The 17,970-nt window shown below is 56.9% G+C and carries 13 protein-coding genes and 1 pseudogene; 6 read left to right on the top strand and 8 right to left on the bottom strand.

Going from position 1 to position 17,970, the window contains the following annotated elements:
* From P3T24_RS38655 to P3T24_RS38620, 8 genes and pseudogenes are all read right to left on the bottom strand, one after another.
* Positions 1-135 (bottom strand): annotated as a pseudogene (locus P3T24_RS38655) (NAD(P)(+) transhydrogenase (Re/Si-specific) subunit alpha); the annotation flags it as partial.
* Positions 136-436: 301 nt separating this feature from the next.
* A complete protein-coding gene (locus P3T24_RS38650; protein ID WP_074267518.1) occupies positions 437-757 on the bottom strand; it encodes a pyrimidine/purine nucleoside phosphorylase in 321 nt (106 codons plus the stop codon).
* 87 nt (positions 758-844) lie between these two features.
* Positions 845-1,552 carry an SDR family oxidoreductase gene (locus P3T24_RS38645; protein ID WP_074267517.1) on the bottom strand — a complete coding sequence of 236 codons (708 nt, stop codon included), beginning with the start codon at positions 1,550-1,552 and terminating at the stop codon, positions 845-847.
* 195 nt (positions 1,553-1,747) lie between these two features.
* On the bottom strand, positions 1,748-2,686 hold the full coding sequence (locus tag P3T24_RS38640) for an electron transfer flavoprotein subunit alpha/FixB family protein (RefSeq protein ID WP_074267516.1): 939 nt from the start codon (positions 2,684-2,686) through the stop codon (positions 1,748-1,750).
* Positions 2,687-2,699: 13 nt separating this feature from the next.
* On the bottom strand, positions 2,700-3,449 hold the full coding sequence (locus P3T24_RS38635) for an electron transfer flavoprotein subunit beta/FixA family protein (protein ID WP_074267515.1): 750 nt from the start codon (positions 3,447-3,449) through the stop codon (positions 2,700-2,702).
* A gap of 125 nt (positions 3,450-3,574) precedes the next feature.
* Complete coding sequence (locus tag P3T24_RS38630; protein ID WP_074267514.1) at positions 3,575-4,747, bottom strand: NAD(P)/FAD-dependent oxidoreductase; 1,173 nt, start codon at positions 4,745-4,747, stop codon at positions 3,575-3,577.
* 115 nt (positions 4,748-4,862) lie between these two features.
* On the bottom strand, positions 4,863-6,491 hold the full coding sequence (locus tag P3T24_RS38625; protein WP_074267513.1) for a hydantoinase B/oxoprolinase family protein: 1,629 nt from the start codon (positions 6,489-6,491) through the stop codon (positions 4,863-4,865).
* Positions 6,488-8,572, bottom strand: a complete 2,085-nt coding sequence (locus P3T24_RS38620) for a hydantoinase/oxoprolinase family protein (RefSeq protein WP_254368979.1) — start codon at positions 8,570-8,572, stop codon at positions 6,488-6,490. Before P3T24_RS38620 ends, P3T24_RS38625 begins: the two co-directional genes overlap by 4 nt.
* Before the next feature lie 1,715 nt (positions 8,573-10,287).
* Here P3T24_RS38620 and P3T24_RS38615 point away from each other — a divergent pair.
* From P3T24_RS38615 to P3T24_RS38590, 6 genes are all read left to right on the top strand, one after another.
* Positions 10,288-11,058 carry an SDR family NAD(P)-dependent oxidoreductase gene (locus tag P3T24_RS38615; RefSeq protein ID WP_074267509.1) on the top strand — a complete coding sequence of 257 codons (771 nt, stop codon included), beginning with the start codon at positions 10,288-10,290 and terminating at the stop codon, positions 11,056-11,058.
* Between the two features lie 132 nt (positions 11,059-11,190).
* A complete protein-coding gene (locus tag P3T24_RS38610; protein ID WP_074267508.1) occupies positions 11,191-12,435 on the top strand; it encodes a CaiB/BaiF CoA transferase family protein in 1,245 nt (414 codons plus the stop codon).
* A gap of 27 nt (positions 12,436-12,462) precedes the next feature.
* On the top strand, positions 12,463-13,629 hold the full coding sequence (locus P3T24_RS38605) for an acyl-CoA dehydrogenase family protein (protein WP_074267507.1): 1,167 nt from the start codon (positions 12,463-12,465) through the stop codon (positions 13,627-13,629).
* Positions 13,630-13,651: 22 nt separating this feature from the next.
* A complete protein-coding gene (locus P3T24_RS38600; protein ID WP_429289441.1) occupies positions 13,652-14,677 on the top strand; it encodes an acyl-CoA dehydrogenase family protein in 1,026 nt (341 codons plus the stop codon).
* Between the two features lie 2 nt (positions 14,678-14,679).
* Positions 14,680-15,474, top strand: a complete 795-nt coding sequence (locus tag P3T24_RS38595; protein WP_074267505.1) for a crotonase/enoyl-CoA hydratase family protein — start codon at positions 14,680-14,682, stop codon at positions 15,472-15,474.
* A gap of 103 nt (positions 15,475-15,577) precedes the next feature.
* A complete protein-coding gene (locus P3T24_RS38590; protein WP_074267504.1) occupies positions 15,578-17,056 on the top strand; it encodes an aldehyde dehydrogenase in 1,479 nt (492 codons plus the stop codon).
* Positions 17,057-17,970: the final 914 nt, after the last annotated feature.

Raw genomic sequence — 17,970 nt, 5'->3', positions numbered from 1 at the left:
AAAGCTGGCGCCAGTTCCGGCGCCGCTCTGGATCGTGACCCGGTGGCCCTGCGATACGTATTTCTTGACCGTCTCGGGGGTGGCGGCAACGCGTGATTCGTGCGCTCGCGTCTCGGCTGGCACTCCTATGTGCATACATTCCTCTACTCATTGCCTTAAATCGGCGTGCCTGGTCATCGGGCACGTTCCACGTCAACGGCCGTTGCCCGCCTACTGGATAGGCCGACGTCCAATTGCACATTAGGGTTTGGGGAAACGTATCTAGGCGGTATGGTGGAACGAAGCCGTAAGACAGCGACCTCGAACCGTCAGCTCTACAGACCCTATCATTGACGTTGAGTCGTAACGTCCATCCTTTCTGGTGTCAACACAACGGATCGCCGATGATCAGCGCAGAAGCAGCGACCGCGGTCCACCTTCAAGCAGAGAGCAACCGTCAATCACGGAAGCTGCAGATATATTCGACCGTTTCAAATACATTTACCTCGATCGAGCTGTTGCGCGGGACTTCAAAGAAATCACCCGCACGATATTCGGTCCACTCAGCGCGATTCTTTTGTCGAACCGAACAATGACCAGCCAGGATCTCGAGTTCCTCATCCACTACTGAAGGAATCGTCAGTTTTCCACGAAGGAATACACCGAGCGTCTTTCTCGTCCCATCTGCAAAGATGACCGTGTGCGAAACGCATTTTTCGCCGAAGACATTCGCCCGCTTTACTACTGATACTCCTTCGTATTGCTTATCGTCTGGCATTCTGAAATATCCTTATATAACCGGTTTTTACACAGAAGGCTGGCAGGGCGCGCCAACCTTTTTCTGAATGTCACGCTGCACGAAATCTTACAGGGCTCGAACCAGCGCTCCATCGACACGGATATTTTGTCCGGTGATGTACCCCGCGCCTTCTGACAGCAGAAAGGCAACTGTCTTGGCGATTTCCTCGACGGTGCCGAGTCGCCCTGCCGGCAGGCCAGCAACAAATTCTTTCGGGGCGTCCTCCCAACTGTCAACGTAGCCGGGCAGTACAGAGTTGATACGAATATTCTTCGCCGCGTAACGCTCCGCGTACAGGTGCGTGAACGCACTCAACCCTGCTCGCAGCGTCGAAGAAACTGGCATGATCTGGAGCGGTGAATCAGCGGCAAAGCTGGAAATATTAACGACCGCGCCGCCTCCTTGTGATTCGAACACCGGTGTAACGCGCCGCAGCATACGGATGACGTTCAACAAGATGATGTCAAGACCGCTGCGCCACTGGTCATCGGTAAGAGTCAGCAGGTCGCCTTTCGGAGGGTGACCAGTATTGTTAACAACCGCATCGATTCGTCCGTATTTGTTAAGCGTTTCCCGAACCAGCCGATCAATGTCAGCGTCCTCTGTAACCGAGCCAGATAGACCGAAACCGCCCAGTTCTTCAGCGAGTTTCGCCGCGCTGCCCGACGGTGACATGAGGGCCACCCGATAACCGCTGGATGCGAGCTCCTGCGCAATCGCCCCCCCCATGCCTTTACCCGCAGCTGTGACGATAGCAACTTTTTCGGCACTCATACCACCTCCTTGTAGATAGTTTGGGAATTCACGCACGATGCGCCCGTGGAAGATCGACGTGTCTCCTTAAGACATGGTTCGGCTTTCAGTGAGGCTGGTAAGGTCAAAATCTTCGTGCAAATTCACAGTCCAAGCTCAACTTGATCATTTGAGATTTCGCGCTTTGCTGCACACACTCGAATCGCTGTGGGCCGTTTACAAATTCAGCTGATTGACGAGCTCGGGGACGTGGTCGAACAAGTCTCCCACCAGACCGTAGTCGGCGACGCTGAAAATCGGCGCTTCCGGGTCCTTGTTGATCGCCACGATGACCTTCGAGTCCTTCATGCCGGCCAGATGCTGGATCGCACCCGAGATGCCCACGGCGACGTACAGTTGCGGCGCGACGATCTTGCCCGTCTGGCCCACCTGATAGTCGTTCGGCACAAAGCCGGCGTCCACTGCGGCACGCGAGGCACCTAGTGCCGCGTTCAGCTTGTCCGCCAGCGGCTCGAGCACCTTCGTATAGTTCTCGCCACTGCCCAGACCCCGGCCACCGGAAACGATGATCGACGCCGACGTCAGCTCTGGACGGTCCAGCTTCGTGACTTCACGGCTCACGAACTGCGACAGGCCGCTGTCGGCTGCGGCTTCGATCTTCTCGACCGTTGCGCTGCCGCCTTCTGCTGCTACCGGGTCGAAGCCGGTGGAGCGCACCGTGATGACCTTGACCGGATCGCTCGACTGCACCGTTGCGATCGCATTGCCTGCGTAGATCGGGCGCTCGAACGTGTCGGCGGAATCCACGGCGGTGATATCGCTGATCTGTGCGACATCGAGCTTCGCGGCGATACGCGGGGCAATGTTCTTGCCGTAGGCGGTAGCCGGCGCGAGGATATGCGAGTAGTCCTTCGCAATGTTCAGCACCGTCGCTTCGACGTTTTCCGCGAGGCCTGCTTCGAGTTGCGGCGCATCGGCCAGCAACACCTTGGCGACACCTGCGACCTTGGCTGCAGCGTCGGCCGCGCCCTGCGCGTTGTGACCTGCCACCAGCACGTGCACATCGCCGCCAATCTTGGCTGCCGCTGCCACCGTGTTCAGCGTCGCAGCCTTCAGCGACGCGTTGTCGTGTTCCGCAATTACCAGAATCGTCATTTCGTCCGTCTCCTCACAGCACCTTGGCTTCGGTCTTGAGCTTCTCGACCAGCGTCTTCACATCGGCGACCTTCACGCCAGCGGAGCGCTTCGGCGGCTCGACAACCTTCAGCGTCTTCAGGCGCGGGGTCACGTCAACACCGAGGTCTTCCGGCTTGAGCGTCTCCAGCGGCTTCTTCTTCGCCTTCATGATGTTCGGCAGCGTGACGTAACGCGGCTCGTTCAGGCGCAGATCCGTGGTGACCACAGCCGGCAGCGTCAGCGCCAGCGTTTCCGCACCGCCGTCCACTTCGCGCGATACGGTTGCCTTGCCATCCGCCACGACAACCTTCGATGCAAATGTCGCCTGCGGCAACCCCGCCAAGGCAGCCAGCATCTGACCAGTCTGGTTCGAATCGTCGTCGATGGCCTGCTTGCCGAGAATGATCAGCGATGGCTGTTCCTTGTCGACCAGCGCCTTGAGCAGCTTGGCGACAGCCAGCGGCTGCAGTTCTTCCGACGACTCGATCAGGATCGCGCGGTCCGCGCCGATCGCGAGCGCCGTGCGCAACGTTTCCTGCGCCTGCGTCACGCCCGCCGACACAGCGATCACTTCGGTCGCCACGCCCGCTTCCCGCAGACGCACCGCCTCTTCCACGGCGATCTCGTCGAACGGATTCATCGACATCTTTACATTCGCAATGTCGACGCCCGTGCCATCCGATTTCACCCGGACTTTCACGTTGTAATCGACCACTCTCTTCACCGGCACCAATACTTTCATGTATGTCCTCTCATCGCCGCACACGACTGAATCGCAGCGTCGCTCTCCGCAAGTACGCGTCCAGACACGCGCTGACGGCGTTTCGCGCCGTCAGCGCGTGTCTTCCCCTTATATCCGGATGCTTGTCACACGACGTTTTTCTCGACAATCGGTTGGTTTTCCAACACCCTGGACCAACCGAGAGAAGAAACATCCAACGTTGTATAGCGACCATTTCTGATCAGCTCGCTCACAGCACGTCCCGTTGCAGGTCCATGTTGCAAACCATGACCACTGAAACCATTTGCAAAAACGCAATTCTCGACATCGGGGTGGTATCCGATGATGGCGTTTTGATCAAATACGTTGTACTCGTAATAGCCAGACCAGCAACTCTCGACTCTGAGCGCCTCAAACTGGGGAACCCGTTCTGCGAGTTTGGGCCACACGATCTCGTCGAAAAGTGCGTGATCTACTTCGTGCAGGGGCAAATCATCATGGTCATTCTCTGGCTTGGGTGCGATACCGCAAAGGTAACCGTTGCCTTCGGGTCGAAACCAGACGCCAGTAGGGTCAATCAGGAGAGGAGCGCGTTCTAGGACAGCAGGGGATGAAACGTTGAAAATGCTCCGACGGCGCGCGTGCACAGGGAGATCAATATCGAGCATCGCTGCGATGTTTCTAGCCCACGGCCCGGCTGCATTAACCAACGTGTCACATTCAAACTCCTCGCCGGAGGACGTCGCGACTCCGGTGGCCCGGCGAGCTTGCCTACGCACAGCGACAACTTCCAATGGAAAGTAGCGGGCACCTAGCGCCTGGGCCTTTTTCCTTAGTGCTTGAAGCACACCGTAGCTATCGAACCAGCCTTCACCTGAGACCCCGTACGAACCCGCTTCCAGATCGTCCACGTTCAGCCACGGAAACCGCTCAACCAGGCCCTTGCAATCCAGAAACGCAATGTTGGCTCCAAGACTATTCTGCATTGCGCAGTTCTCTCGCAGGACATCGGCCCCCTGCCGACCCGCAAGAAACAGATATCCGCCTTCATGCAGACTGGCCGTCGGTTTCGATCCGTTCACATCAAGAAGTTCTGGCATGGACCGAAGAAATTCGAGCCCGAAGCCCGACATCTGAACAGCCACCGCAGTCGAAAACTGCTGGCGAATCCCGGATCCAGAAAGCGCAGAAGACGAGCGAGCATAGCTCGGATCGCGCTCCAGGACCGTGACGGAGAGGCCGGGTTCATTCGCCAATAGAAAATAGGCCACTGCACTGCCAATCACTCCGCCGCCAATGATTACGACTTTCTGAGCCACTTTCGCTTCCTCCTATTGCTAACTAAGTGGTGATTCCGGATTACGTGGGCGATTGCGATCAGCCGTCCCCTATTGCGCAAGAGACAGCGAGTCGCCGACTCGTCTACCAAGGCCACTACCGGATCACGAGATCGTTTTCAACGTCGAGCCGTTCTGCGGTTTTGTCCCGCAACTTCGGGTTTCCAATGCCCCCGCCACCCGGCGTGCGTAATTGAATAACCTCGCCGGGCTGGATGACCTGCGTTCCCTTTCCTGCCATCACCCTGTCAGAGTCACGCATGCCAAGGTATCCGCTTGCACCGTCCTGACCTTCGTTACGGCCACGAGGAGGATGTTCTATCCGGTCAAAAGCAGCCAGAAGTTCTATAGGGCTGGAAGAAATATTCTCGATTTCGATATCGAGGCCGTTACCGCCGCGCCATTGACCTGCCCCCCCGGAACCGGGTCGCAGCTCTTTCTTCCAGAACATCAACGGCGTCGTGGTTTCCACAATCTCGATCGGCGTGCCTTTAACGCCGCTTGGGTACGCAGTCGCACTTAGCCCGTCTTTACCCGGACGCGCGCCGACGCCACCGTTTGTCACAATGCTACTGGCGAAAGCGCCGTTGCTACCGCCGTCGCGTCCACGGAAAGTCATAAGGTAAATGCACGATGTTCCTTCAGCGGGAACGCGGTCGGGAATCGCCTGGTGCAAACAGCCGAACACGACATCAGGAAGCATCTGGCCAACAATGTGCCGTGACGCTACGGGTGAAGGTTTCAGCGCATTAACAATAGAACCTTCTGGCGCAACTACGTCAAACAAGGATAGTGAGCCCGCGTTGTTAGGTATATGCGGCGCAACCGCGCAAGACAGTCCAAAAATTGCATAAGCTTTGGTATAGGACATCGGGCAGTTGATGCCCTTTCCCGATGCTGGCGAGGAGCCGGCAAAGTCAACAGCAATTCCCGATTCCGTGATCGTCGTCCTCGCAGTCAACGTAACAGGCTCGCTGTACCCGTCGATCGTCATGGAGCTTGTCCATGACCCCTTCGGCAGCTCCTTGACTGCGGCCAGCACCGCGGCACGCGAGCTTTCGAGAATATGTCGGCCGAGTTCGTCAAGGCTGTCCAGGTTGAACTCCCGCATCATGTCCGAAAGCCGCCGCGCACCGATTGCATTGCAATTCACAAGGGAATAGATATCTCCCTCCGTGTCGACCGGTGTACGTGTGTTGGCTTTGAAAATAGCCATCAACGTCTCGTTGAGCACACCCGCGTCAAAAAGCTTCATGAATGGCACTGCAAGCCCTTCCATGAAGACATCTGTCCCGTCTGGAACCGTCCCGATTCCCCCAATGTCCATCAGATGGCTTGTCGACGCGAACAATGCGACTAAGGTGCCGTCGTGGAAGGCTGGCGTCACCACCACGAGATCATTCAGGTGGCCCGTTCCCTTCCATGGATCGTTCGTACAATATACGTCCCCTGCCTTCATGCTATCTGCGGGGAACGCCTTGAGGAAGTGGCCAACCGATTCGGCCATTGAGTTGACGTGGCCAGGGGTACCCGTCACAGCCTGCGCCAGCATGCGTCCTTGAAGATCAAATACGCCTGCCGAGAGGTCTCCTGACTCGCGCACAATCGTACTGAACGCAGTTCGCAGCAGCGTCTGCGCCTGCTCTTCGACGACCGCCAGCAGTCTGTTCCACATGATCTGACGGCGGATCTCGTACAGTCCACCTTGCCTGACTTCCGATTTCATCTTGACTCTCCCTGGGAGACGCTCTTCTCGAGCACAATGCAGAGTCGATCGTTGACGGACGCGCTAAAGGTCGCTGGCACGAACGTCGTCGTCTCATATTCAGCGATAATGGCCGGCCCAGTAAGCGTGTTGCCGACTTCCATCTGTTCTCGCGCATAGACCGGAACGGTGATCGATTTGTCCGAGTCCGGGTCGAACAGGGTTCGTTCACCGACCGGTGTTGCCTCTGTCGCCGTCACCGGTCCCCTTCGCGTGATATCGGGCTTTTCCGCTATCGTGCTAACCGAAAACGTCCAAGTCAGTATTTCGACAATTGCGTGTGGAATTGCACGCGAGAACAATGCGATATATTCCTTTTCGAAAGCATCTCTAAGCGACTCCGCATCGCCTGCCGTCAACTCGCGCGCCGGCACACGCACCACGATCTCGTGTCCTTGGCCCTTGTAGCGCATGAATGCTTCGCATACTTCCACAAGTTCGCTGTCGCCCGCACCGGCGCGCACAACTGCACTGGCCTCCTGACGCATCTGGTCGATGAGTCGATTGGCCTGACCCGCATCGAATGTCGACAACGTCATGTAGCGGCTTCGTACGACCTCGAAAGCAATCGGCGCCCGGAGAAACCCGACCGCAGATCCCACACCGGCGTTTGCCGGGATGATCACCCTTCTCATTCCCAGCTTCTCGGCAAGACGAGCCGCGTGCAGGGGTGCCGCACCGCCGAAGGCAATCATCGTATGTGTCGCGATGTCTTTGCCGCGTTCCACAGAGTGCACTCGTGCAGCATTGGCCATGTTTTCATCGACCATTTCAAGGACACCGTAGGCCGAGTGGTGCACGGAAAGGTCGAGCTTCTGCCCGATCGCTCGTGTCAGGGCGGCTGCCGAGCGGTCCGGATAGAGCTTCATCTTGCCGCCAGCAAAACGATCGGGATCGATTCGACCGATGCAAAGATTCGAATCCGTGACCGTTGGCTCTTCTCCACCGCGACCATAACAGGCGGGCCCCGGCTCGGAGCCTGCGCTCTCGGGCCCGACCGCAATGCGCTTCAATGTGTCGACATGGGCAATGGACCCCCCCCCTGCACCGATCTCTATCATTTCGATCACGGGAATGCGCAACGGCAGTCCACTACCACGCAGGAATCGCGCTGCGCGGTCGACTTCGAAGGTGCGGGACGATTGAGGTTTCTGATCTTCGATGAGACAGATCTTCGCCGTGGTACCACCCATGTCGAACGAGACGACCTTGTGCTCGTCACATTGGGCCGCAACGTACGACGCAAGGATGGCACCGCCCGCCGGACCGCTCTCCACCAGGCGGATCGGGAAACGTGCGGCAGTCTCAAGGGTCGTCAGGCCACCACCCGACGTCATCAGGTACACCGGGCAATCGAAACCACGTGTTACGAGCTCCTTTCCGAGCCGCTGCAGATACCCCGCCATCAGCGGCTGCACATAGGCGTTTGCAACTGCTGTCGAGGTCCGTTCGTATTCGCGCACTTCGGGACAAACTTCGTACGAGAGAGTGACGGCAATGTCGGGACACTGTTCTGCAAGGATTTCCCGAACGCGCTGTTCGTGCTGCGGGTTGGCATACGAATGCAGCAACGCAACCGCGACGCTCTTGATCCCCATACGCCTGAGCTCGGGAGCCAATGCGTGAACCGACTTGTCGTCAAGTGGCAATACGACGTCGCCGCGCGCGTTGACACGCTCAATCACTGTGAATCGACGCGACCGCGGAATCAGCGCCGCGGGTTTGTCGATGAAAATGTCGTATTGATCAAAGCGTCCTTCGTCGGCGATGTCCAGGGTGTCCCTGAAACCTTCCGTGCCGATAACAGCGGTCAATGCACCCTTGCGCTCGATAATCGCATTGGTCGCGAGTGTCGTTCCGTGAATGAAAAGATCGACGTCAGACGGGGAGATTTCATGCTCCGCGAGCAAGGAAAGTGTGCCGTCGATCACTGCTCGCTCCGGCTCGCCAGGCGTCGTCAGCACCTTGCTTGTGAGTCGCTCGCCATCACGCTCCACTACGATGTCTGTAAAAGTACCGCCTATATCAGATGACAATCTCACGCGAGATTTTCTGTCTTTCGTGCTCATGTAATGCCCTTAATAGGTTGGCTGACTCTCAAAAGCTCGCGATTGAAGCGCATGTACTCACGTCAATACTGGCTTCGAGAACCACCACGCGAATGCATGTCGTACAGTCACCGCTACCGGATAGCTCATGGCGCCGAGCGCATCGCCACGCGTCCGGTCTCAGGCGGGAACACACACCATGCGCCGTCGTCGTGCCTGAAAAAAAAGAGTCCAACCGAGCCTGCAGGTCGGAGTATTTCGACACGCACATAGCACCTCTGATTCGAGCGCGTGCGACTGAATCGGGTCACCCGAACCGGTGTCGAAAGAGTCGGCACAAGCCATTTCTCGACCTGCAAACGCAATGATCTCGCTGCTACATTCACCTTCGTCTCCTTCAACTGCCAATTTTCAACTCGGGGCAGGAAACTTACGTATCGGAGTGCGCTGATAACGCGACGCCAACGACCAAAAGTCGCCTGCGGAATTGCGAGAACTCGGACATTTTGCGAATCCCTCGAATAGCCTGATGGTCAATGGAAAGCGCGGGCTCAAGCTCAAGCTCGGAACGATGCGGCCTACCTCGTGAGTACCGACGATGATGTTCCGTATTCGGACCATAAGTTTCATATCGGACCACAATTCAATTATAGGCGGGGAATTTTTCTGAAAACAACTAAATTCTGTAAAGGTCAGCGCAAACCCTAACGTTGTGACGATATGGCCTCGCGGTAGATACAGCGTCAGGGGGATACCCCTAGAATACGACTCGAGCGCACATAGATGCGCCGCTCGTGACAGCGTTGTGGCTGGCACGCTACCCCGGCGGGCCGATTCGACTGACAAAACAAGGCACCAATGCCCGGAGATCCGGACAGTCCTGGTCTGGCTTTTGTTAGGGGCCGCGGTGGGGTTGTCGGACTGGCGCCAGAGTCCCGTCTAAAACGACTTTCGGCAACCTATATGCGCGTGGCATTTATAGAGGAGTGCGAAGTAATAATTCAAGATGCCGATAAATTTCATGATATGAAATCCCCAATCCTGAACGCATCCAAACCACTCCCACCGAAAGACATCGCCGTCGGGTGTCAACCACACCAATCGCCGCCTAGGGCAAAGGCACTGCATCGCTAGAGCCACATCGCGGCAAGAGGTGTCGGAAACCGCGATCTACGCTTGGTTAGCGACGGGTACGCGCATCCATCGCGGGTTGCGCGACTTCCGGACACCGTCGGTGGGCAACGACGGCAGACGCCAGCTTGAATCCTTCAAAACCGAGTGTTTATATTCCTTGGACATTCCTTACGTATCCGCTTCCTTCAGGACACGCTGGCTTTGGATATGCCCTAGCGGTGCGTCAACAGCTACCCCGCTACCGCTTTTTCCGCTATCAGACTCCCGCGCCTGCGGTTTACCCGCCCTGGTAATGACCCTGCCCCACGGTCTCGTCGTGGTCCTTTGTCTCGCACTCCTCCCCACCATACATCGGGTGCCCGCGTTTCCCGCGTCGACGCCGCACATTTCTTGCGCGTTGACATCCCTGATTGGGTGAAATAGACTGTTCTCCATTCAGACCATTAGTCTCGCATGAGAACAAATTCATTGCGAAATATTCTCTGCCAGAAACTTTCGCGACAACGACTCCGAGAACCTCCAGTCGAGTCGTCGCGGCCCGCGACAGGAAAATTCACCGAATCGGGAGCACGAAGATGAAATCCCTCGAAGGTAGAAAGGCACTCGTGGTTGCGGGTGCGAAGGGCATTGCCAAGGCGTGTGTAGAACGATTTGCCGCTGCTGGAGCAGAAGTCTGTTTCTCCGATATCAACGCCCAGGCCGGCTTTGCGCTCGCTGAAAAACTTCAGGAGGCCGGCTATAAGGCAAGCTTCTTCGTGTCAGATGCGGGTGATTCGAAACAGGTCCGGGAACTGGTGAAGTCGGCTATTGACACGATGGGCACCATCGATGTTCTGCTTAACAGTGCAGGCGTGGCAACGCCGCAGGATCTGCTTGACATCACCGAAGAGGAATATGACCGGACGCTCAACGTCAATCTGAAATCGGCATTTGTGGCGAGTCAGGAAGTGGCACGCCACCTTCTGGCCAATAAGAGCACGGGGGTGATCATCAACATGTCCTCGGTCAATTCCGTCATGACGATTCCCAGCATCCTGGTCTACAACGTCTCGAAGGGCGGCATCAACCAGCTGACGAGAAACATGGCGGTCACGCTAGCTCCTCATGGCATCCGCGTGAATGCAATCGGTCCTGGCACCATCGAAACTGAGCTCGTGCGATCGACCGTGTTGTCGTCCGAAGAAGCCATGGCGAAGATCATGTCACGCACACCGATGGGTAGGCTCGGCCAACCGGAGGAAATGGCCTCGATCGCCGTGTTCCTCGCGAGTGATGAGTCATCCTATATCACCGGACAAATCATCTTCGCAGATGGCGGCCGTATGGGTCTCAACTACACCTGCTGACAGTGGCTAGACACTGTCGTCTGACACGCATGTTGACGTGACGGTCTGCCGACAGGAAGGGAGCGCCACCATGATGTCCGAAGCCACGCAACAGGTAGCTCGCAGCCAAAGCAGAAAATTTCAATACTGAGTATGAAGGACGGAGGAGACAAAATGGCCAGTGCATTGTCTGAGATTAGAGTATTAGACCTGTCGCGCGTGTTGGCGGGTCCATGGGCGGCTCAGACGCTTGGAGACATGGGTGCAGAAGTCATCAAAGTTGAGCGTCCCAATACTGGTGATGACACGCGCACTTGGGGGCCGCCTTACGTGAAGGACGCAAACGGCGAACTGACCCGAGAGTCGGCCTATTTCATGTGCACGAATCGCAACAAGAAGTCCGTCACTATCGACTTCACCCGCCCCGAAGGTCAGGAGCTTGTGAGGCAACTAGCAGCGAAATCGGACATTGTTATCGAGAACTTCAAGGTAGGTGGCCTCAAGCAGTACGGTCTCGACTACGCGTCCCTAAGCGCTATTAATCCACGTCTCATCTATTGCTCGATTACTGGCTTTGGACAAACTGGCCCCTACGCGCCTCGGCCAGGCTATGACTTTCTGATCCAGGCCATGGGTGGCCTGATGAGCATCACCGGTCATGGCGATAGCGAGCCGGGTGGTGGCCCGATGAAGGTCGGCGTGGCTTTGACGGATGTTATGACCGGGCTATATGCAGCCATCGCAATCTTGGGTGCACTTGCCGCCCGGAGCGGCACGGGTCGCGGTCAGCACATCGACATGAGTCTGCTCGATGTCCAGGTGGCCTGCCTCGCTAATCAGGCTATGAACTACCTTCATGGCGGTGTCATTCCAGGACGCCTCGGCAACGCTCACCCGAACGTAGTTCCCTACCAGGACTTTCCGACTGCCGATGGGAACATGATCCTGGCTATCGGTAACGACACCCAGTTTGCAAAGCTCTGTGCGGTGCTTGAACGGCCGGAACTGCTGTCCGACAGTCGCTTCGCGTCTAACGCCGCTCGCGTCGCGAATCGCAACGAGCTAGTCCAGACCCTGCGCGACATTACCGTTCAACGTACGACAGACACCTGGCTCGCCCAACTCGAATCGACTGGTGTGCCAAGTGGACCCGTCAACACGCTTGATCGCGTATTCCGCGATCCTCAGGTCATCCACCGCAACCTCAAAATCGAAATGGAGCATACCCAGGCGGGGCCTCTCCCCCTCCTTGCCAGCCCGGTGCGGCTGTCGGACACGCCCGTGGAATATCGGTTGCCCCCGCCCCTCCTGGGCGAGCACACCAACGACGTGCTTTCAACGGTCCTCAATCTCACCCCTGAAGTGCTGGCCCGTCTCACCTCCGAAAACGTTATCTGAGGACTATCCAAACCCGACGGTGAAACCATGATCGAATCACTTGACTATGTCTGTCTCCCGGACGAAGCGGAAGCCTTACGCAGCGAGGTTCGCGCCTTCCTGGCCGAGCACCTCATGAATGTTCCGGCGAACCAACGTGCCCGCTCTTGGATGGGCTTCTCCGCAGAATTTAGTCGAGCCTTGGGCCGCCGTGGCTGGCTCGGTTTAACGTTGCCGCGCAGCTACGGAAGCGCAGAACTGGGTGCATTTTCTCGCTTTGTTCTTGTAGAAGAACTACTTAACGCGGGGGCACCGGTCGGTGCCCACTGGATTGCCGACCGTCAAAGCGGCCCGCTCATCTTGTCGTACGGAACTGAAGCCCAGAAGCAATTTTATCTGCCCCGCATTAGCCGAGGCGAAGCGTTCTTTTGCATCGGCATGAGCGAGCCCAATGTTGGATCCGATTTGGCGAGTGTCCGTACCCAGGCACGCCGCACGAGTGACGGCTGGATTCTATCTGGGCAAAAAATCTGGACAACGCAGGCGCATCGATCACATTACATGATCGCACTAGTGCGGACCTCGGGATCGCCGGAGGACCGCCAGAAAGGTCTTTCGCAGCTCATTGTCGATCTTTCGCTTCCAGGGGTGGTCGTGCGGCCAATCAGGGATCTAACAGGCGACAGCCACTTCTGTGAAGTGTTTTTCGACGATGTGCATCTTGGCGGAGACGCCCTCATTGGAACAGAAGGGGATGGGTGGCGACAGGTGACCGCCGAACTGGCCTTTGAGCGCAGCGGTCCTGAACGGATCTATTCCAGCATCGTGCTGCTGAATGAGTGGGCTAGCTATCTGCGGCGGTGTGGAGCAATCGATCGTCTCGAATACGTCGCAGCAGGCCGACTTCTGAGTTCGCTTGTCACGCTTCGGGCAATGTCCATTTCAATCGTCGCGAAACTTCAGGCAGGTGAAAGTCCGGCGACCGTGGCCGCGTTGACGAAAGACCTCGGCACGGAGTTCGAACAGCTAGTGCCCGCTGTGATCGCCGACCTCGTGTCGGCAGTAGACAGCAGAACCGGACACGACGGGCCGCCATCCCCGGAGTTGCTTCAGACACTCGCATACATCACACACGTCGCGCCCTCGTTCTCTCTCCGGGGCGGTACGCGCGAGATTTTGCGCGGAATGATTGCCCGTGGTTTGGGTCTGCGCTAAATCTGCCGGAAGGAGACCTCGCATGAACGATATTTTTGCAGACTCATTTGATCGCCTTCTCGCGGGCGAGTGCCCGGCAAGTACCGTCCGGCAAATCGAGTCAGGAGAAAGCTTTTCCGGCCTCTGGGAAGCGCTGACCGAGAGCGCCTTTGCAGACCTGCTAGTGCCCGAGAGCGCCGGCGGCGCCGGACTATCGCTGCTCGATGCATCACCACTGATTGCTGCATGCGGCCGATATGCCCTTCCCGTGCCTTTGGCGTACACCATGCTCGTGCGTGCGTTGCTCGACCGCAAAAACCTTGAGACGCTCGCGGGCCCCGTTACGATTGCGGCAAGCGCTGTCAGGCACACCGGAGACGTGTTCCATTGTGACAATGTACCGTTCGGTCACGTCAGTGAATGGATCATGGTGGAGGAAAGCGGGCTTTGCCAGTTGTGGTCACTTGAAGCCGCCGATGTCGAAAGTGACGGCATTGAGGGAAGTCTCGACGCGTCGGCGACGTGGTCAAAGCGGCCTCGCTCGATCCCTCTTTTCTGCAACGGAACGCGAATTTCTGGTGCCGCTGTCACCGCGCTGTTGATCTCCGGCGCGCTGGAAAAAGTGCTGGAAATGACGATTTCCCATGCAAACGAACGCTCACAGTTCGGTCGCCCCATAGGCAAGTTTCAGGCAATCCAGCAACAGGTCAGTGTATTGGCAGAACTGACCTTTGCAGCACGAATGGCTTCCCGATTGGCGTGTTCTCCGTCGAGTGCGACACCAATCGCCAGCGGCGTCGCAATAGCTAAAGCTTACGCGAGTCAGGCCGCAGCTACTGCTGCCAGTATCGCCCACGCCGTCCATGGAGCAATCGGCATTACGGCTGAACACGACCTGAATCTATACACGCGCAGGTTGCACGCGTGGCGTCGCGCATTCGGAGCCGAAACGGCCTGGTATGCCGAGATCGGCGCGGCTTGGCTTGGTGGCAACGATTCTGCTCTCGATTTTGTTCGAAACGCAATTCCGCCCAGTGCGTCGTACGCCGACTCAACCAGTGAGTTATGACCATGACCAACTTTCTTGAAGTCACACGCGACGGTGCAGTGCTTACCTTGGCAATGAATGCGCCAGACACGCGCAACGCGCTCACGGGCAATACGGCCATACCGGAGTTTCTTGCTGAATGCGATCGGATCAACAGCGACGTGTCCATACGGGCAGTCATCATTACCGGATATAACGGTATGTTCTGTTCCGGGGGTAACCTCAAGGACATGCGGCGATATTTCGATGACGAGCTCACTCAAGCGCAGATCGCAATCGAGTATCGCACCGGAATACAGCGCCTCACGCGCGCCATCTACGGTCTGGATGTCCCAACCATTGCCGCAGTGAACGGCCCAGCCATTGGTGCTGGCTGCGACCTTAGTTGTATGTGCGATATCCGCATCGCTTCGGAGAGAGCAACTTTCGCCGAGAGCTTCATCAAGGTCGGAATTGTTCCGGGGGATGGCGGTGCATGGTTGTTGACCCGAACTATCGGTCGTTCTCGCGCGGCCGAAATGGCTTTCACTGGCGACATGCTCAGCGCCGATGAGGCACTACGGATTGGCCTCGTTTCTCAGGTCGTTTCATCGGAGGACCTGCTGGAAGCGGCCCAAAAGCTTGCTGCCCGAATCGTTCGCCACCCCGGGGCAACGCTGCGAATGACCAAACGGCTGATGCGCGAAAGTCAAGATAGTGGACTGGATACGATACTCGAAATGTCGGCGACTATGCAGGCCCTGGCGCACAAGTCACCGGAGCACCGCGAGGCAGTGACGGCGTTCATCGAGAAACGCGCCCCTCGATTCCCGGAGTGACCTCTGCGTACGCCGAGAAATAACCGCCAAGTGCAAATTTACTATCGCTAAGTCCCCGCGACGACACACTGAGCAAGGGGCCATCTCATACGGAGAAGAAGTTATGCAACGTTACCAAATGTACATCAATGGTGAGTCCCGCGCTTCGGTGAACGGCGAATGGTTCGAAACAGAAAACCCCTTTACAGGTGAAGCCTGGGCAGAGGTCGCCAGAGGAAGCCGCACTGATGTCGATCATGCCGTGAATGCGGCTCACGCCGCATTCGTCTCAGGGCCATGGGCGCAAATGTCTGCAAGTCAACGAGGCATGCTGCTACACCGTGTTGGTGACCTGATCGCACGCGACGCCAGGCGGCTCGCCGAACTTGAGGTACGCGATAACGGCAAACTCATGGCCGAGATGTATGCCCAATGCCAGTACATCCCGCAGTGGTACTATTACTTTGGCGGCCTCGCCGACAAGATTCAGGGAAGCGTTATTCCGCTCGATAAAAAGGGCTTTTTCAACTTTACTCGTCATGAACCTCTGGGCGTGGTTGCCGCCATCACGCCATGGAACTCGCCTCTCCTTTTGGCATCCTGGAAAATCGCTCCCGCACTTGCTGCGGGCTGCACTGTTGTCATCAAGCCATCGGAATTCACATCCGTCTCAACGATTGAATTTGCGAAGCTGTTCGAGGAAGCTGGTTTTCCGCCGGGAGTAATCAACGTCGTCACCGGCTTTGGCGCCGATGTCGGAGCCCCCCTGGTCGAACATCCGCTGGTCAAGAAAATCACGTTCACCGGTGCCGAGACGACCGGCAGAGCCGTTAACGAAGCAGCGGCACGTCAGTTCAAGCACGTCAGCCTTGAACTCGGCGGTAAATCTCCGAATATCGTATTCGAGGATGCGGACCTCGAAGATGCTGTGAACGGTGCGGTGTCCGGCATCTTCGCGGCAACGGGTCAGACGTGCATCGCTGGATCACGTCTTCTTGTTCAGGAAAGCATTTACGACGAATTTGTAGATAGGCTGCTGACCCTCGCTCGCACTGCGCGAATGGGGGATCCGTCAAGCCCGGATACACAAGTTGGCCCCGTGACCACTCGACCGCAGTATAAGAAAGTCCTCTCCTATATCGATATAGCAAAGCAGGATGGTGCGACACTGCTGCTGGGCGGCAAGCCGGGCACCGCGCCTGAATGTGGGAATGGATGGTTCGTTGAGCCTACCATTTTCGGAAATGTCAGCAACAGTATGCGCATTGCACAGGAAGAAGTCTTTGGCCCGATTCTCTCTGTTATCAAGTTCAAGAACGAGGACGAGGCCGTTTCGATCGCAAACGACGTCCGTTTCGGCTTGGGTTCGGGGGTATGGACAAAAGACATCGGTCGCTCAATTCGCATGTCAGAGAAGATTCAAGCTGGCATCGTGTGGGTGAACACTTATCGCGCTGTCAGCTACATGTCGCCATTTGGGGGATACAAAGAGTCCGGTCTGGGCCGTGAGAACGGTATCGACGCGATCAGGGAATACCTACAAACCAAGAGTGTCTGGATCAACAGCGGCGTCAAGACGACAAACCCGTTCATATTGCGCTGAATCTAGTGAGACCAGGTTGCACGCGAGACCCAGTTCATCAGTTCGAGATGGCGAGTGATCCTAGCCAACCGCGAAACGACATGGGCTCGAACAGCTTCCCGGGATTCGGATGCTGAAGTACCCCTTCCTACGATGAGCTCATTTTGATGGATACGACTTCTGGCTGCGTGTACGGCCTGCGCGAGTCAATGAAATATAACGGCTGCGCCCCTTGAATCAGACCTGGCCGGAAGAGGTAACCTCGATGACAAGGGCCAGACCTTTCACGTGGCGATAGACCGCGAGCAACGGGAAGTGTGTGGCACTGACGTCAAGGGCCGCCGCGCGCTACCTAAACACAGTCAAAGACGACTGTGACCTGGTCACGCGATAAACGCATCATGCCGTCAGTGGATGTGTCGACTTCCCTCACCTGCTTGCCCTGGCTACTACAGTACGCTTTGGCACGGCCCGTGGCCGAATTCTTTACACTTGCCCATGAAATAAATTCCGAGTTAAGGTTGCCGCGCGCCGACACGGCCCAGTGCCCGTGCTCTGTCGAAGTTACGTCCGAGCTGGTCGCGCATCCCGCAAGCGCGATAGCATAAAGTATGGGTAATGTTAGTCGCATTTTTTAAATCTAAACTTTTATGGATTCCTGATCACCATTTTTTATCAGCGGATCGATTGTCGCCTTGATCGCCCACAACTCGATGGCCCTGTTTATCTCCGGTTGTCAAAGTGACCGTATCTCCTCCGCAGTGTATTTTTATTACTCATGAAAAGGAATTCCTAAACCGGTAACTAACTGTTAGCACCCGTGCAAAACTGCCCCAGTCGGTAAGCGCCTCGGCTGGGCCGTTCGTCCATTCGCGTGCGCGTAAAGCATGATGGTGAACTGAAGCTGCCAGTCAGGTAGAGGTATCTGGCGGACT

The organism is Paraburkholderia sp. GAS33 (genome assembly GCF_050436645.1).
In the GTDB taxonomy this organism is placed as follows: domain Bacteria; phylum Pseudomonadota; class Gammaproteobacteria; order Burkholderiales; family Burkholderiaceae; genus Paraburkholderia; species Paraburkholderia phenazinium_B.
Note: the sequence above shows the minus strand (reverse complement) of the source record. Positions and strands in the feature narration are given on the sequence as shown.

What these genes read in the sequence shown, in the direction of transcription:
- P3T24_RS38650 (WP_074267518.1), bottom strand. Translation starts at nt 757, where the DNA reads ATGCCAGACGATAAGCAATACGAAGGAGTATCAGTAGTAAAGCGGGCG.
- P3T24_RS38645 (WP_074267517.1), bottom strand. Translation starts at nt 1,552, where the DNA reads ATGAGTGCCGAAAAAGTTGCTATCGTCACAGCTGCGGGTAAAGGCATG.
- P3T24_RS38640 (WP_074267516.1), bottom strand. Translation starts at nt 2,686, where the DNA reads ATGACGATTCTGGTAATTGCGGAACACGACAACGCGTCGCTGAAGGCT.
- P3T24_RS38635 (WP_074267515.1), bottom strand. Translation starts at nt 3,449, where the DNA reads ATGAAAGTATTGGTGCCGGTGAAGAGAGTGGTCGATTACAACGTGAAA.
- P3T24_RS38625 (WP_074267513.1), bottom strand. Translation starts at nt 6,491, where the DNA reads ATGAAATCGGAAGTCAGGCAAGGTGGACTGTACGAGATCCGCCGTCAG.
- P3T24_RS38615 (WP_074267509.1), top strand. Translation starts at nt 10,288, where the DNA reads ATGAAATCCCTCGAAGGTAGAAAGGCACTCGTGGTTGCGGGTGCGAAG.
- P3T24_RS38610 (WP_074267508.1), top strand. Translation starts at nt 11,191, where the DNA reads ATGAAGGACGGAGGAGACAAAATGGCCAGTGCATTGTCTGAGATTAGA.
- P3T24_RS38605 (WP_074267507.1), top strand. Translation starts at nt 12,463, where the DNA reads ATGATCGAATCACTTGACTATGTCTGTCTCCCGGACGAAGCGGAAGCC.
- P3T24_RS38600 (WP_429289441.1), top strand. Translation starts at nt 13,652, where the DNA reads ATGAACGATATTTTTGCAGACTCATTTGATCGCCTTCTCGCGGGCGAG.
- P3T24_RS38595 (WP_074267505.1), top strand. Translation starts at nt 14,680, where the DNA reads ATGACCAACTTTCTTGAAGTCACACGCGACGGTGCAGTGCTTACCTTG.
- P3T24_RS38590 (WP_074267504.1), top strand. Translation starts at nt 15,578, where the DNA reads ATGCAACGTTACCAAATGTACATCAATGGTGAGTCCCGCGCTTCGGTG.